Here is a 15,191-nt window from a genome sequence, read left to right as displayed (position 1 = left end):
GGCGGGTGCGGGGCCCCCGCCCCCCCCCCCGCGCCCGCCCCCCGGGGGGGGGGCGGGGGGGGGGGGGCCCCCCCCGCCCCGGGGGGGGCGGGGGGCCCCCCCCACGTCCGGTGGATCAGTTCTTGCTGGCCGCGTCCCCGGTGCGCGCGGTGCCCGCGGCGGCCAGGCCCGAGATGAGCTGGTTGATGTCCACGCCCGTGAGCTGCTTGACGACGCCCTGCCCCTCGCCGAGCACGGACGCCACGCTCTTGGTGAGCGCCGACGCGCCGTCGGTCGAGACCACGGTCATGCCCTGGATCGAGGCGATCGGCTCGGCGGCGGCGCGGACGATGTCGGGCAGGCGCTCGATGAGCTCCTGCACCAGCGCGGCCTCGCCGTACTTGCGCAGCGCCTCGGCCTTGGCGTCGGTGGCCTTGGCCTCCGCGAGGCCCTCGGCCTCGACGGCGGCGGCCCGGGCGCGACCCTCGGCCTCGATACCGGCGGCGAGAGCCACCTGCTTGTCGCGCTCGGCCTCACCGGCGCGGCGGACCGACTCGGCCAGCGCCTCGGCGTCCTGCAGCGCGGCCGTCTTGTTCGCCTGGGCGATCGTGGTGCGCTTGAACGCCTCGGCCTCGGTAGCCGCATTGTTGGCGTCACGACGCGCGTTGGCGCTCTGGACCTCGGCGTAGGCCGTGGCCTCGGCGGGCTTGCGAACCTCGATGTCGAGGCGCTCCTGCTCCACGCGCGCCTTCTCGGCCATGGCCTCGCGCTCCTGCTGCGCCACGAGCCGGTCCTGCTCGGCCCGGGCGAGCTGGCCGGCGGCCTCGGCCTCGGCGTTCGCCTTGTCGGTCTCCGCCTTGATGGCGGCCTTCTTGAGGTCGAGCGCCTTCTGCCGCTCGGCGATCTGCTCGGCGGCCTCGATCACGGCGAACTCGGAGGCGCGGTTGGCCTCCGCCTCGGAGACCTCGGCGAGCTGGCGGGCATTGGCGGCCTCGGCGCGGCCGAGGTTCGCGAGGTAGTCCGATCCCGGAGTCGAGATGTCGGAGATGTTCAGCAGGTCGACCTGGAGGCCCTGCTCCGAGAGGTCCGTCTTGGTCGACTGCACCACGCGGTCGGACAGACCCTTGCGGTCCGAGATGATCTGCTCGATCGTCATGTCGCCGACGATCGACCGCAGCGAGCCCTCCAGGGACTCCTTGATGATCTCCGTCAGCAGGTGCTGCTGGGACAGGAAGCGCTGTGCGGCACGCCGCACGCCCTCCTCGTCACCGCGCACCTTGAAGTTGATCGACGCCTTGATCGCGATCTTGATGCGGTTCTTGTCGACGCCCTCGACCGTGATACCGATCTGCCGCTGCTCCAGCGAGATCGAGAAGCCCTGCTGCAGCACCGGCCAGACGAACGCCCGGCCGCCGACGACGACGCGCTGGCTCGCGGTCTGAGCCTCCGACTTGCCCGCGCCACGGCCCACGACGATCAGCGCCTCGTTCGGCGGCACACGCCGGATCCTGCTCGCGACGAACGCGAGGACGAGGAAGATCGCTAGGGCGCCCGCCACGACGGCGATGACGCCGACCAGCTGACCGTTCAGTTCCATGTCGGCTCCTGGGGTGTGTTGGAGCAGACCGGGCCGACGAGCGGTCCCGGCCTGAGGTGGTCTCGGGGGAGTGCGGGCCTGGGGAGCCGGCGCCTCAGTGCAGTACCGGCTCGACCTTCACGCGCGCCCCGTGCTGCTCCACGACGACGATCCGCGTGCCCTGGCCGATCGGCTCGTCGGCGAACGCGAGCCGGGTCTCCAGCTCGCTGGCGGCGTCGAGCGAGACCTCGCCGTGCCCGCGGTCGACGTCGGACGTCACGGAGCCCTGCGTGCCCACCAGCGAGACGGGGGTGCTGTCCTCACCGGCCTTGACACGCTTGATCAGCACGTTCACCAGCACGACGACCAGGACGGCGACGACGATCCCCGCCGGGTAGGCGACCCACGGCTCGAGCCCCGAGGACAGCACGAGCATCCCGGTCGCACCGAACAGGAGCCCGCCGGCACCGAGCGAGGTGCCCGAGATGGCGCCGTCCAGCAGGTCGAGGAAGTCGCCGAGCAGGAGTGACGTGACGGCGAGCCCGAGCCCGAGGAGTCCGATGACGATGAAGACAAGCATCCCGGGTCCGTTCGTGAAGATGTGAGAAGTCAGAAGTAACGTATCAGGAAGCCCATTTGTCATTTCTGGATTAAACGGGTGAAATTCCACCCGGTGGGGCTCTTCGCGGGCGGTTGCTACGCCGCGGACTGCCGGCGCAGCGTGCGGCTGGCGGCCAGCGTCAGCAGAGCGGCGAACCAGGCCGCGGCGACGGGCACCAGGAACCCGGCGTCCGCCCCGGCGTCGTCCACGCGCAGCCCGGCCACGGACGCGCCCAGCGAGGCGCCGATGCCGATCGACGTGCCGACCCAGGTCAGGGCCTCGGTGAGCTGGTGCCGGCCCACCATGTCCTGCACCAGGCCGTTGCCCGTGATGACGGTGGGTGCGATGGCCAGTCCGGCCACGAACATCGCCGCCGCCAGGGTCCAGAGCGAGTGCGCCAGGAGGAACAGGGAAACGCCGGGCCCGAGGGCCGCCATGCCGATCACGAACCGCCGGACCGCGGGGCTGGTGAAGTTCCGGGCGCCGTAGACCAGCCCGGCGACCATCGAGCCCAGTGCGAACACCGCCAGCACGAGGCCGGAGGCGCCCTTGCTGCCGAGCTCCTCGGCGAACGCGACCGTGACGACCTCCATGGAGCCGAAGATCACGCCCATGGCCACGAAGACGAGCACCAGCACCGGCATGCCCGGGGTCAGGATCACGGGGCGGTGCCGCACCTCGGTGTCCGGTGCGACGACCGGCGGCTCGGTGGCGCGCTGCACCACGAACAGCAGGCCACCCACCAGCGCGGCGACCCCGGCGACGACCAGGGCGGACGGCGCCGCCACCGCCGTCGCGAGCGTCGTGGCCAGCACGGGCCCCACGATGTAGACCAGCTCGTCGATCGACGACTCCAGCGAGTACGCGGTGTGCAGGCGACGCGGGTCGTCCAGCGCGTGGTTCCAGCGTGCGCGCACCATCGAGCCGTACGAGCCCTGGCTCGCTCCGGCCACGGCGGCGAACAACCACAGCACCCACTCGGGCGCGCCGAGCACGGCGGCGGTGATCAGGCCGCCCAGGCCGAGGAGCGACACGGCCAGCGCGGGCAACAGCACCGTCCGCTGCCCGCGCCGGTCCACCCAGCGCGCGATCTGCGGCGCGACGAACGCCTGGGCCAGGCCCAGCACGGCTGCGACCCGGCCCGCCATGGCGTAGCTGTCGTACAGGCCCTGCACCATGAGCACGGCACCGATCCCGACCATGGACATCGGAAGGCGGGCCAGCGCGCCCGCCGCCGAGAACCGGAGCGCGCCCGGGGTGCGGAGCACTGCCGCGTAGGGGTTGGAGCGGGGTGAAGCGGCGGTCTCGGGCACGGGTCGAGTCTCGCACCCGCCACTGACACGAGCCTCGCTCGGCACCGGTGACCCGGCTCACGCGCGGACGGGCCGGACGGGGCTGGCAACCGGCGGACACGTGCCGCACGATGGGCCCCATGACTGACGAACCCCAGGTGACAGTGGTCGACAACCCCGAGGAGTCCCGGTTCGAGGTGCGCGTCGACGGCACCCTGGCCGGCTTCGCGGTCTACGACACCGATCCGGGCACTGTGTACTTCGTACACACCGAAGTGTTCGACGAGTACGCGGGCCAGGGGCTGGCGGGTCAGCTCGCCAAGGCGGCGCTCGGCATGGTGCGGGACGCCGGCGACAAGATCGTCCCGCTGTGCCCGTACATCCGTGCCTACGTGCGCAAACACTCGCCGGAGTACGACGACCTGCTGCTGCGGCCGGTCTCGGAGGCGTGAAAGTAAGTTTCAAGATCTGATCCACACTGCAAACTTCACATCCGGCGCGACATGTGCGAGAGTTTCCCCACGGCGTCGCCCGGTGGCATTGTTTGTCACCTCAATGTGGCCGATCGGCGCCGGCCAACTTCGCACCTAGTACAACCACATCACCGAGCACCACGGCACCAACCCCCAGCAGCCAGCACCGGAGGTCAAGTACGTGAGGCACCCCGCCCACCGTGAGGCGACAGAACTGCCCGCCTATGCGCGCACCACGTCACTCAGGACGGCAGACCGGGCGGGGGTGATGTCGGGGATCGGCCGCCGTGAGTTCCTCACGATGGCGGCCGCCGGCACAGCGGCCGCGGCGATCAGCGTGACCATCGCGGCCCTCGACCCGGCGACGGCGCTCGGCGCGACGGCGATGACCGGCAACGCGACGCCGGAGCCGTCGTCCGTCACGGGGCTCAAGCGCGAGCTGCGCGCCATGTGGATCGCCAGCGTGGCGAACATCGACTGGCCCTCCACCAGTGGCCTCGATGCCGACGCGCAGAAGGCGGAGTTCCTGCACTGGCTCGACGTGGCCGGGGAGAACCGCCTGAACGCCGTGTTCGTGCAGGTCCGGCCCACGGCCGACGCGTTCTACGACAGCCCGTACGAGCCGTGGTCCAAGTACCTGACGGGTACCCAGGGCCAGGACCCGGGCTACGACCCGCTCGCGTTCATGGTCGAGGAGGCGCACAAGCGCAACATCGAGCTGCACGCCTGGTTCAACCCGTACCGCGTCTCGATCGACACCGACCTGTCGCAGCTCGTCCCCGAGCACCCCGCCCGGCAGCACGCCGACTGGGTCTGGGAGTACCACGGCCGGCTCTACTTCGACCCGGGCGTCCCCGCGGCGCAGGAGCACATCAAGCAGTCGATCCTGCACGCGGTGGAGAACTACGACGTCGACGGCGTGCACTTCGACGACTACTTCTACCCGTACCCCGTGGACGGCCACGTGCTGCCCGACGTCGGCACGTACGAGCTGTACGGCGCGGGCTTCGACACGATCGAGGACTGGCGGCGGCACAACGTCGACAGCTTCGTCGAATCGATGAGCGTGCGGATCAAGGAGACCAAGCCCTGGGTGAAGTTCGGGATCAGCCCGTTCGGTATCTGGCGCAACGCCGACAACGACCCGCTGGGGTCCGAGACCGCCGGGCAGCAGTCGTACGACGACCTGTACGCCGACACCCGCAAGTGGGTGCTCGAGGGCTGGCTGGACTACGTCAACCCGCAGGTCTACTGGCAGATCGGGCTCGCGATCGCCGACTACGCGGCGCTCGTTCCGTGGTGGGCCGAGGTCGCCGCGCAGTCCGGCACCCAGCTCTACATCGGCGAGGCCCTGTACAAGGTGACCAGCGGGGTCTTCACCGACCCGGAGGAGCTCACCAACCACCTCGACCTCTGCCGGGAGGTCAGCCGCGACGTCGGGCCGATCCACGGCAACGCCTACTACTCGGCGGTGCACGTGCCCGCCGACCCGCAGGGCGCGATGAGCAAGGTGGTCGCCGACCACTACCAGCACCCGGCCCTCGTGCCGCCGATGCCGCACCTGCCGGCCGACCCCGTGGTCACGCCGGTGCTCGCTAAGGCGCGCAGGGTGCGCGACGGCGTCCGGCTGCACCTCACGGACATCGGCAACAAGGACGCGCGGGCGACGTCGTTCGCCGTCTACCGCGCGGACGGAGCCGTCGACACGGTGGACACGAACGATCCCGCCAACCTGCTGGGTACGTTCCGCGCGGAGTCCGGCCGCGTGCAGTCGTGGCTCGACACCACCGTCGGGACCGGCAAGACCTACACCTACGCCGTCACCGCGCTGGACCGGGTCTGGAACGAGACCGACCCGAGCCAGCCGCGGGTCGCCGAGTAGGCGTCAGCGCTCGACGGGCAGGCCGGCGCCCGCCCAGGCGACGATGCCGCCGTCGAGGTTGGTCGCCTCGAGACCGACCGCCTCGTTGAGCCACTGCGTGGCCCGCGCCGAGCGGCCACCGGAGTGGCAGATGACCAGGACCTGCGTGTCTGCGTCGAGCTCGCCGTACCGCGCGGGCAGGTCGCCCAGCGGGATGTGGACGGCGCCCGGTGCGTGGCCGGCGTCCCACTCGTCCTGCTCGCGCACGTCCAGCAGCACGGAGCCGGCGGGCACGGGGGCGGTCGGATCGAGCTCGCTGGGGTGGAGCGTGGGGACCTCGGGCTGCATCGGCGGGAACATGCCGCCAGCCTACGACGGCGACGCGCGGGCGCCCGACCGGGCGCGGGCGGCGACGTACCCGCCCGTTACCTGGCAGTATCTTCGGCATGGATGCGCGTGCCGGAACCCCCGCCCAGCCCAGCGACCTGATCGACGTCGACCGGGTGGTCGGGGCCTACTACGACCTCACCCCGGACCCCGGAGACCCTGGCCAGAAGGTCGTCTTCGGCACCTCGGGTCACCGGGGATCGAGCCTCGACCATGCCTTCAACGAGGCGCACATCGTCGCGATCACCGCCGCGATCGTCGAGTACCGGCGTGGGCAGGGCACCGACGGCCCGCTGTTCATCGGCCGGGACACGCACGCGCTGTCGCAGCCGGCCTGGCAGACGGCGCTCGAGGTGCTCGCCGCCGCCGGCGTCGACGTCATGGTCGACGCGCGCGACTCCTGGACGCCGACGCCCGCCGTCAGCCAGTCGATCCTGCTGCACAACCAGACGCGGTTCGCCGCGGGCACGCCCGGCGTCGGCGCCCCCGGCTCCGGCCTCGCCGACGGCATCGTGGTGACGCCGTCGCACAACCCGCCGCGCGACGGCGGCTTCAAGTACAACCCGCCGCACGGCGGGCCCGCCGACTCCGACGCGACCGGCTGGATCGCGGACCGGGCCAACGAGATCCTGCGCACCGGCATCGGCCAGGTGGAGCGGGTACAGCTCGACCAGGCGCTCGCCGCCGAGACCACGCACCGCCACGACTTCCTGTCCACGTACGTGGACGACCTCGCGAACGTGCTCGACCTGGAGGTCATCCGCACGTCCGGGGTGCGCATCGGGGCCGACCCGCTGGGTGGTGCTTCCGTCGAGTACTGGGGTGCGATCGCCGAGCGGTACGACCTCGACCTCACGGTCGTGAACCCCCGGGTCGACCCCCGCTGGGCCTTCATGACGCTCGACTGGGACGGCAAGATCCGTATGGACTGCAGCTCGCCGTACGCGATGGCGTCGCTGGTGCAGCGCATGACCGTCGGCGACGGCCCGGCCCCCTTCGACGTCGCGACCGGCAACGACGCGGACTCCGACCGGCACGGCATCGTGACGGCCGACGGTCTGATGAACCCCAACCACTTCCTCGCCGTGGCGATCGAGTACCTCTACGGCGGGGCACGCCCGGGCTGGCCCGCCGACGCCGCGATCGGCAAGACACTCGTGTCGTCCGCGCTGATCGACCGGGTGGCGGCAGGCCTGAACCGGCGCCTCGTGGAGGTGCCGGTCGGCTTCAAGTGGTTCGTCCCCGGCCTGCTCTCCGGCGAGGTCGGCTTCGGCGGCGAGGAGTCGGCGGGCGCGTCGTTCCTGCGCAAGGACGGCCGCGTCTGGTCCACCGACAAGGACGGCCTGCTGCTCGCGCTGCTCGCCTCGGAGATCCTGGCGACCACGGGCCGGTCGCCGTCCGAGCACCACGCCGACCTGGTCGAGCGCTACGGCCAGAGCTGGTACGCCCGCGTCGACGCCGCCGCGTCGCGCGAGGAGAAGGCCCGGCTCGCCGCGCTGTCGCCGTCCGACGTCTCGTCCACCACGCTCGCGGGGCAGGACATCACGGCCAAGCTCACCGAGGCGCCTGGCAACGGCGCGAAGGTCGGCGGCCTCAAGGTCACGACGGCGGACGCGTGGTTCGCCGCGCGACCCAGCGGTACCGAGGACGTGTACAAGATCTACGCGGAGTCGTTCGTGTCCGCGGAACACCTCGGCGAGGTGCAGGACGCCGCGAAGGCGCTGGTCGGCGAGGCGCTGAGCTGATCCCTCGGACGTGTCAGACGTACAGGTCACTCCGGTGATCTGTACGTCTGACCGTTCGTGTTCCTGGCCAGGTCCGGGAACTTAAACGATGTGGGTGGTTCTGCCGGGAGCGGCGATTTCCTAACGTCGCGCGGGCACGTCTCGGCCGTTCCGGCCGGGCGTGGACCCCGGACGAACGGAGAGCGCCATGTCCCGTGCACGACGCCGTACCCGAACGGCGGCCCTGGCCGCAGCACTCGCCCTCGTGACCACCGCGACCCTGACGGCGCAGAGCGCCGCCGCGGGGGTGACCAGCCTCGGTGTGACCAGCCTCGGTGTGACCAGCCTCGAGACCGCGCCCGCGGTGTCCGAGCTCTACGTGGACACGCACACCCAGGCCTACGCGGCCTGGGAGGCGGCGAGCGGGACCGACAAGGACCTGCTGGCGAAGATCGCCCTGACCCCGCAGTCCTACTGGGTGGGCAGCTGGGCGGACGCCGACCGCTCCCGCGACGAGGTCGTGGACTACACGGGCCGGGCAGCTGACGCCGGCGCGACCGGCGTGTTGACCGTGTACGCCATCCCGGGCCGCGACTGCGGCAACCATTCCGGCGGCGGGGTGCCCGAGAGCGAGTACGCGCGGTGGGTCGACACGGTGGCGAGCGGTATCGAGGGCAACCCGGTGGTGATCCTCGAGCCGGACGCCCTCGCCCAGCTCGGCGACTGCGACGGCCAGGGCGACCGCGTCGGGTACCTGCGGTACGCGGCGGCCTCGCTGACCGAGGCCGGCGCGCGGGTCTACGTCGACGCCGGGCACTCGGGCTGGCTGAGCCCGGCGGAGGCCGCGCGACGGCTGCAGCTCATCGGCTTCTCGGACGTCGTCGGGTTCGCGCTCAACACGTCGAACTACCAGACCACCGCGGCCACCCAGGCTTATGCGGAGGAGGTGTCGTCCCAGGTGGGTGGCCGTCCCTACGTGATCGACACGTCCCGCAACGGCAACGGTTCCAACGGCGAGTGGTGCAACCCGCGCGGTCGGGCGCTCGGCGAGCGGCCCCGGTTCGTCGATGACGCGACGGCGCTCGACGCGCTGTTGTGGGTCAAGCTCCCCGGCGAGTCGGACGGTGCGTGCAACGGCGGCCCGGCGGCCGGCGCGTGGTGGCAGGAGATCGCGCTGGAGCTGGCGGCCAACGCGAGCTGGTAGCTCAGTCAGCGGTCGTGACCAGCAGGTTGACCAGCTGGCTCAGGACGGCGGCGCCGGGTGCGGCGTCGCCGTCCTCCTGCGTGTGGCTCGCTACGGCGGCAGCGCGGGCCGACGACTCGTAGGCGCTGAGCAGCAGGTCGACCGCGGTGCGCTGGTCCATCGTGAACCGTAGGCCGAAGTCCTCGAGGATCCGCGCGATCGCGGCGCCGAGCTCGGTGCGGAGCGTCTCCTCCTGCGCGAGGAACGGCCTCCCGACAGCGGGGTCGCGCATGGCCAGCAGCTCCAGCTCGGCCCGCATCAGCGCGCCCTGCCGGGCGTCCCCGGCGTCCGGGACGAGCACCGAGAGGATTCTCCCGATGGCGTCGGGGTTCACGGCGCCGCAGTGGACGACGTCCGGCTCCATGTTCCTGGTGACGGACTCCAGCGCGACGAGCTCGCGGCGCATCGCCCGCTCGGAGAGCGCGAGGAACAGCTCCTCCTTGCTGCTGAAGTTCGAGTAGAAGGCGCCGCGCGTGAAGCCGGCGGCCTCGCACACGGCCTCGATGGACGCGCCGTGGATGCCGTGCTGCGCGAAGACGGTGAAGGCGGCGTCGAGCAGACGCTCGCGCGTCCGTTCACGTCGGGGGGTCAGGGCCGTGGCGAACGCGCGCTCGACGGACGACCCCGAGCCGACGTCGCTGGCGGGTTCGGTGCTCACAGCAACTCCTCAGGTGGCGGGTGGCCAGTCTATCAATACATTGATGTATCGGATGCACTCGTGTATCGGATACAGTGGTGCATCGAACGTCCCGTCATCGGTCCCCGCCTCGTCCAGGAGTGTGCGTGTCCTCCGTCCTCTACTCGCTCGGCCGCTGGGCCGTCCGCGCCCGCCGGTTCGTCGTAGCCGCCTGGGTCGTGGCACTCGTCCTGGTGGGCGGTGCGGCCGGCCTGCTGCAACAAGGTCTCGACAACCAGGTGTCCATCCCGGGCACCGAGTCCCAGGAGGCCCTCGACCGCCTGGCAGCAACATTCCCGCAGGTCAGTGGCGCTTCGGCGCAGGTGATCGTGGTCGCGCCCGAGGGCGGGACCATCAACGACGACGCGATGCGCACGGCCATCGAGGACGGTGTCGCGGACCTCGAGGACGTCTCGCAGGTCGAGGTGGTCACCTCCCCGTACGACGACCTCATGCCCGCCTCGGTCTCCGACGACGAGCGCGCCACCCTCCTGACGATCCAGCTCGACGGAGACCAGGGCTCCATCACCGACGAGACCAAGGCCGCGCTGGGCGCCGAGACGGACGCGCTGGCGCAGGCCCTTCCGGCCGGCGCCGAGGCGCACCTCGGCGGCCAGCTCTTCTCCTCCAAGTTCCCCGAGATGACGCTGACCGAGGGCATCGGCCTGCTGGTCGCGCTCGTGGTGCTCGTCCTGACCCTCGGCTCCCTCGTGGCCGCCGGGCTCCCGCTGCTGAACGCGCTGCTCGGTGTCGGCGCCTCGATGGGGCTCCTGTTCGCCGCCACCGTGCTCGGCCCGATCAACTCGACCACGCCGATGCTGGCGGTGATGCTGGGCCTGGCGGTCGGCATCGACTACGCCCTGTTCATCGTCTCCCGGCATCGCGAGCAGCTCGGCAAGGGCCTCGACGTGCACGAGTCGATCGCGCGGTCGACCGCCACGGCGGGCTCCGCGGTCGTGTTCGCGGGCCTCACCGTGATGATCGCCCTGGTCGGCCTGGGGGTCGCGGGCATCCCGTTCCTCACCATCATGGGCGTCGCGGCGGCGGTCACGGTGGGCGTCACCGTGCTGGTCTCGCTCACCCTGCTGCCCGCGCTGCTCGGCTTCGCGGGGGAGCGGCTCCGGCCCAGGCCGTCGCGCAAGGAGCGACGTGCCGCGGCGGCGGCCGCCGCGGCCGCCGCCACCGAGGTGGACGGCGACCCCGAGGAGACCCGCCCGCGTGCCGCGGCCGTGGCCCTCCCCGAGCACAGGCCCAACCGGTTCTTCACCGGCTGGGTGCGCGTGGTCACCAAGATCCCGGCGCTGACCGTGGTGCTCGTCATCGCCGCGATGGGCGCGCTGAGCTACCCCGCCCTGGACCTCCGCCTCGCCCTGCCGGACGCCGGCGTGATGGCCAAGGAGGACCCGGCTCGCATCACCTACGACCTGGTCTCCGAGAACTTCGGCGACGGCTTCAACGGCCCGCTCATCGTGACCGGCTCGATCGTGACCAGCACCGACCCCGTGGCGCTCATGGACCAGATCGGCGACGAGATCGCCGACCTGCCGGGCGTCGCCGACGTGCCGCTCGCCACGCCGAACGAGACCGCGGACACCGGCATCATCCAGGTGGTGCCCGAGGGCGGCCCGACTTCGGCCGAGACCGAGGCCCTGGTGCGCGAGATCCGCTCGCTGCACGACCACTTCCTCGACGAGTACGGCGTGGACCTGTCGGTCACCGGCTTCACCGCCGTCGGCATCGACGTGTCGGACAAGCTCGGCAACGCGCTGCTGCCGTTCGCCTTCGTGGTCGTGGGCCTCTCCCTGATCCTGCTCACCATGGTGTTCCGCTCCATCGCGGTGCCGATCAAGGCCACGATCGGCTACCTCTTCTCGGTGGGTGCGGCCTTCGGCGTGGTCTCGCTCGTGTTCGAGCACGGCGTCCTCGCCGAGGCGCTGAACGTGACCCGGACCGGGCCGGTGATCAGCTTCATGCCGATCGTGCTCATGGGCATCCTGTTCGGCCTCGCCATGGACTACGAGGTGTTCCTCGTGTCCCGCATGCGCGAGGACTACGTGCACGGAGGCAGCGCCAAGCACGCGATCACCACGGGCTTCCAGGGCTCGGCCAAGGTCGTCACGGCCGCGGCGATCATCATGATCGCGGTCTTCGTGGCTTTCGTGCCGCACGGCGACATGAACCTCAAGCCCATCGCGCTCGGTCTTGCCGTGGGTGTGGCCGTGGACGCGTTCGTGGTGCGCATGGTCTTCGTCCCGGCGGTGCTCGCGCTGCTGGGCGAGAAGGCCTGGTACATGCCGAAGTGGCTCGACCGGGTGCTGCCCTCGTTCGACGTCGAGGGTGAGGGACTGACCCGCGAGCTGTCGCTGGCCGACTGGCCCGAGCCCGGGGCGACCGACGCTGTCGCGGCCGGGGACATGGAGGTGCACGGCCCGTCCGGCACGATCGTCGGCCCGGTGAGCGTCCGCGTGCCTGACGGCGGCACCCTGCTCGTCCGCGGCGACGCGACCGCGCCGGTCAGCGCCTTCCTCCTGGCTGTCGCCGGCCGGATCAAGGTGACCGGCGGCGTGGCCAAGACCGCCGGACTGGTGCTGCCCGAGCGGGCCGCTTCCGTCCGGCACCGGGTCGCCGTGGTCGACTCGGCGGCCGAGGGTGGGCACCCCGCCGCGGCGGTCCGTCGGGCGCTGGGTGACAAGCCGAAGGTGCTCGTCGTGGACGCCACGGAGACCGTCGGCGACCTGGCCGCGCGGGCGGAGCTGGCGCAGGCCGTCGCCCACGCCCAGGCCGCAGGGGTCGCGGTGCTGCTGGGCTCGACCGGCTTCGCCGCGACCGACCTCGCCCAGGCCGGCACGCCGGAGCTCGACGTGAGCCCCGGCGACAGGGCTCCGGCCGGGGCCCATCTTGACCAGAACACAGATGTGACCGAGCAGGAGGTGCGGGCATGACGACCGCGACGAGGTGGCTCCGGCCCGAGCCCTTCCGGAACCCGTGGCGTGCCGTGGCCGTGGCGCTCCTTCCCCTGATGATCCTGGGGCTGCTCATCTCGGCCCTGTGGAACCCGCAGGACCGGCTCGACACCGTCAAGGCCGCGATCGTGAACCTCGACGAGCCGGTCGAGGTCCAGGGCCAGACCGTGCCGCTCGGCCGCCAGCTCGCCGCCGGCCTCGTGAGCGGCGGCGAGACCGCCGACGCCGCGGCCGGTGAGGCGGCGGCGATCCCCGCCTCCGACGCGAGCTACGACTGGGAGATCTCCGACGAGGAGACCGCGGCCGCCGGCCTGGCCGACGGCACCTACGCCGCGGTCATCACCATCCCCGAGGACTTCTCGGCGGCCGCGACCTCGTTCAGCGGCGACGACCCGGACAAGGCGGAGCAGGCGACCATCGACGTCGCCACGGCCCCCGACGGCCGCGTGCTGGACGACGCCCTCGCCCAGGTGGTCGCGCAGACCGCGACCGGCGTGCTCGGCAGCACCCTGACCGAGACCTACGTGGACAACGTGCTCGTGGGCTTCTCCACCCTCTCGGAGGAGCTGGGCAAGGCCGCCGACGGCGCCTCGCAGCTCGCCGACGGCGCGAACGAGGCCGGCAAGGGCGCAGAGCAGCTGGCTGACGGCGCCGGTGAGCTGGCCGACGGCGCGAACGAGGCGGGCAAGGGCGCACAGCAGCTCGCCGAGGGTGCCCACCAGACGTCGCAGGGCGTGTCCGGGGTCGGCGCCGGGGTGTCCAGCCTGGCCGGCGGTGCCGGTCAGTGGGCCTCGGGCGCGGACCAGTGGGCGGCCGGCGCTGACCAGGCCGCGGCGGGCGTGAACCAGCTCGCGGCCGGTGCGGGGCAGTCGGCCGCCGGTGCCCAGGAACTGGCAGCCAATGTGGACCTGCTCGCCGAAGGTTCCGAGGGTCTGGCCACGGGTGCGCGCAGGCTTTCGGATGGGTTGGCACAGACAAGTGCGAGCATTGCCAACCCGCCGAACTCCAAGAAGAGTCTGCCGGAGGGCGCAACCGAGCTTGCCGTCGGATCCGCAGCGGTTTCCGATGGCTTCGTTGGTCTGGTCGCCGGGATCGAACAAGCCTGTGAGGACCCGCTTGCGGCTCCGGCCTACGCGCAGTTCTGTGATCAGCTCCCGCAGCTCAAGAGCCTGAGCGACGTCTCCGAGCAGGTTGCTGGTGGTATGGCTGGCCTCGCTGGGCAGCCGGCAGGGTCCGGTGGCCCGAGCGGCCTCTACCAGCTGCAGGCGGGAATCGACCAACTCGCTGAGGGCGCTGCTCCGCTGGCCGATGGCGCTGAGAAGTCCTCTGGCGGTCTTGCCCAGCTCGCCGACGGCACCCACCAGCTCGCCGGCGGTCTGGACGAGCTCTCGACCGGGGCCGACCAGGCGGCGGGCGGCGTGAGCGAGCTGTCCGCCGGTGCACGCGAGCTTTCCACCGGCGCCGGCGGCATCTCGTCCGGTGCCAACCAGCTCGCGACCGGTGCCAACCAGCTCGCCGCGGGCTCCAGCCAGCTCGCCACGGGCGTGGACGGTCTGGCGGGCGGCGTCACCGAGCTCGGCTCGGGCACGAGCCAGCTCGCGACCGGCGTCGGCGGCCTGGCCGACGGCGTCGGCGAGCTGGCCGGCGGTGCGCAGGACCTGTCCGACGGACTGGGCCAGGCGACCGAGGAGATCCCGTCGTACACGGAGCAGGAGCGAAAGTCCCTGGCCTCCGTCGTGGCCGACCCGGTTGCGACCGACGGCGAGGTCACCGACCTCAACACCGGTGCCACGGGCCCGATGTTCGCGGTGCTGGCGCTCTGGCTCGGCGCGCTCGCGCTGATGATCGTGTTCCCGCCGGTGCCGCTGCGCGCCCGCGGCTCGACCCGCGGCGCGCTGCGCCTCACGCTCGGCACGTTCGTGGTCCCGGCCGCGATCGGCGTGGGCACGGGCCTCGCGACCGGCGCGATCCTGGCCGGTATCGAGGGCCTCGACGTCGGCGGGTGGCTTGCCACCATGGGCTTCGGCGCGCTCGTCTCGGTCGCGTTCGTCGCGGTCAACCAGGCGCTCGCGGCGGCGCTCGGGCACGTCGGGCGGGGCATCAGCCTGCTCGTCGCGGTGCTCGTCATCGCCACGGGTGTGGTGTCCACCGCGCCGAGCGTGCTGGAGGGCCTGGCCGGGTTCCTGCCGGTGGGCCCGAGCCTGGCCGGCCTGGTGCGGCTCGTCGAGCCCGGCACGGGCGGCATCGCGATGGCGACCACCGCGGTGGTCCTGTGGGCCGTCGCCGGGATCACGATCACGGCGCTGATGGTGGCTCGTGAGCGCACCGTCCGGGCGGCGGACCTCCTTCGCACGGCCTGACGACCCGTCCGCTGAGTGCGGGATGTTCGCCCTTCCAGATGGCTGGACAGGGCGAG

The 15,191-nt window shown here is 71.9% G+C and carries 11 protein-coding genes; 6 read left to right on the top strand and 5 right to left on the bottom strand.

Annotated features, from left to right (window positions below):
* Nucleotides 1–115 precede the first annotated feature (115 nt).
* The 3 genes from ACH47X_RS25080 to ACH47X_RS25070 form a co-directional block, all read right to left on the bottom strand.
* The gene (locus tag ACH47X_RS25080; RefSeq protein ID WP_397407907.1) at nucleotides 116–1,576 is read right to left on the bottom strand and encodes a flotillin family protein; all 1,461 of its coding nucleotides are present in this window, start codon (nucleotides 1,574–1,576) and stop codon (nucleotides 116–118) included.
* 94 nt (nucleotides 1,577–1,670) lie between these two features.
* Nucleotides 1,671–2,135, bottom strand: a complete 465-nt coding sequence (locus ACH47X_RS25075) for an NfeD family protein (RefSeq protein WP_397407905.1) — start codon at nucleotides 2,133–2,135, stop codon at nucleotides 1,671–1,673.
* A 116-nt stretch (nucleotides 2,136–2,251) separates the two neighbouring features.
* Nucleotides 2,252–3,469 (bottom strand): MFS transporter, encoded by a 1,218-nt coding sequence (locus ACH47X_RS25070; RefSeq protein ID WP_397407903.1) that lies wholly within the window; start codon nucleotides 3,467–3,469, stop codon nucleotides 2,252–2,254.
* 119 nt (nucleotides 3,470–3,588) lie between these two features.
* Here ACH47X_RS25070 and ACH47X_RS25065 point away from each other — a divergent pair, with 119 nt between their 5' ends.
* Together ACH47X_RS25065 and ACH47X_RS25060 are read left to right on the top strand one after the other, a co-directional pair.
* On the top strand, nucleotides 3,589–3,900 hold the full coding sequence (locus ACH47X_RS25065; protein WP_397407901.1) for a GNAT family N-acetyltransferase: 312 nt from the start codon (nucleotides 3,589–3,591) through the stop codon (nucleotides 3,898–3,900).
* 289 nt (nucleotides 3,901–4,189) lie between these two features.
* Nucleotides 4,190–5,803 carry a glycoside hydrolase family 10 protein gene (locus ACH47X_RS25060; RefSeq protein ID WP_397407899.1) on the top strand — a complete coding sequence of 538 codons (1,614 nt, stop codon included), beginning with the start codon at nucleotides 4,190–4,192 and terminating at the stop codon, nucleotides 5,801–5,803.
* A 3-nt stretch (nucleotides 5,804–5,806) separates the two neighbouring features.
* Here ACH47X_RS25060 and ACH47X_RS25055 read toward each other — a convergent pair whose 3' ends face one another.
* Nucleotides 5,807–6,142, bottom strand: a complete 336-nt coding sequence (locus ACH47X_RS25055) for a rhodanese-like domain-containing protein (protein WP_397407897.1) — start codon at nucleotides 6,140–6,142, stop codon at nucleotides 5,807–5,809.
* 86 nt (nucleotides 6,143–6,228) lie between these two features.
* Here ACH47X_RS25055 and pgm point away from each other — a divergent pair, with 86 nt between their 5' ends.
* Both pgm and ACH47X_RS25045 read left to right on the top strand, forming a co-directional pair.
* On the top strand, nucleotides 6,229–7,914 hold the full coding sequence (gene pgm / locus ACH47X_RS25050) for a phosphoglucomutase (alpha-D-glucose-1,6-bisphosphate-dependent) (RefSeq protein WP_397407895.1): 1,686 nt from the start codon (nucleotides 6,229–6,231) through the stop codon (nucleotides 7,912–7,914).
* A 187-nt stretch (nucleotides 7,915–8,101) separates the two neighbouring features.
* Nucleotides 8,102–9,097, top strand: coding sequence for a glycoside hydrolase family 6 protein (locus tag ACH47X_RS25045; RefSeq protein ID WP_397407893.1), 996 nt, complete (start codon nucleotides 8,102–8,104; stop codon nucleotides 9,095–9,097).
* Between the two features lies 1 nt (nucleotide 9,098).
* On the opposite strand, the gene ACH47X_RS25040 is transcribed toward ACH47X_RS25045, so the two are convergent.
* Nucleotides 9,099–9,794, bottom strand: coding sequence for a TetR/AcrR family transcriptional regulator (locus ACH47X_RS25040; protein ID WP_397407891.1), 696 nt, complete (start codon nucleotides 9,792–9,794; stop codon nucleotides 9,099–9,101).
* A 125-nt stretch (nucleotides 9,795–9,919) separates the two neighbouring features.
* Here ACH47X_RS25040 and ACH47X_RS25035 point away from each other — a divergent pair, with 125 nt between their 5' ends.
* Nucleotides 9,920–12,754: an MMPL family transporter gene (locus tag ACH47X_RS25035; RefSeq protein ID WP_397407889.1), complete on the top strand. Its 2,835-nt coding sequence runs from the start codon at nucleotides 9,920–9,922 to the stop codon at nucleotides 12,752–12,754.
* A complete protein-coding gene (locus ACH47X_RS25030; RefSeq protein WP_397407887.1) occupies nucleotides 12,751–15,135 on the top strand; it encodes a YhgE/Pip family protein in 2,385 nt (794 codons plus the stop codon). The genes ACH47X_RS25035 and ACH47X_RS25030 overlap by 4 nt, the downstream gene beginning before the upstream one ends.
* Nucleotides 15,136–15,191 lie beyond the last annotated feature (56 nt).

The organism is Promicromonospora kroppenstedtii (assembly GCF_044389675.1).
In the GTDB taxonomy this organism is placed as follows: domain Bacteria; phylum Actinomycetota; class Actinomycetes; order Actinomycetales; family Cellulomonadaceae; genus Promicromonospora; species Promicromonospora kroppenstedtii.
This window is presented reverse-complemented; position numbering and strand designations above follow the sequence as displayed.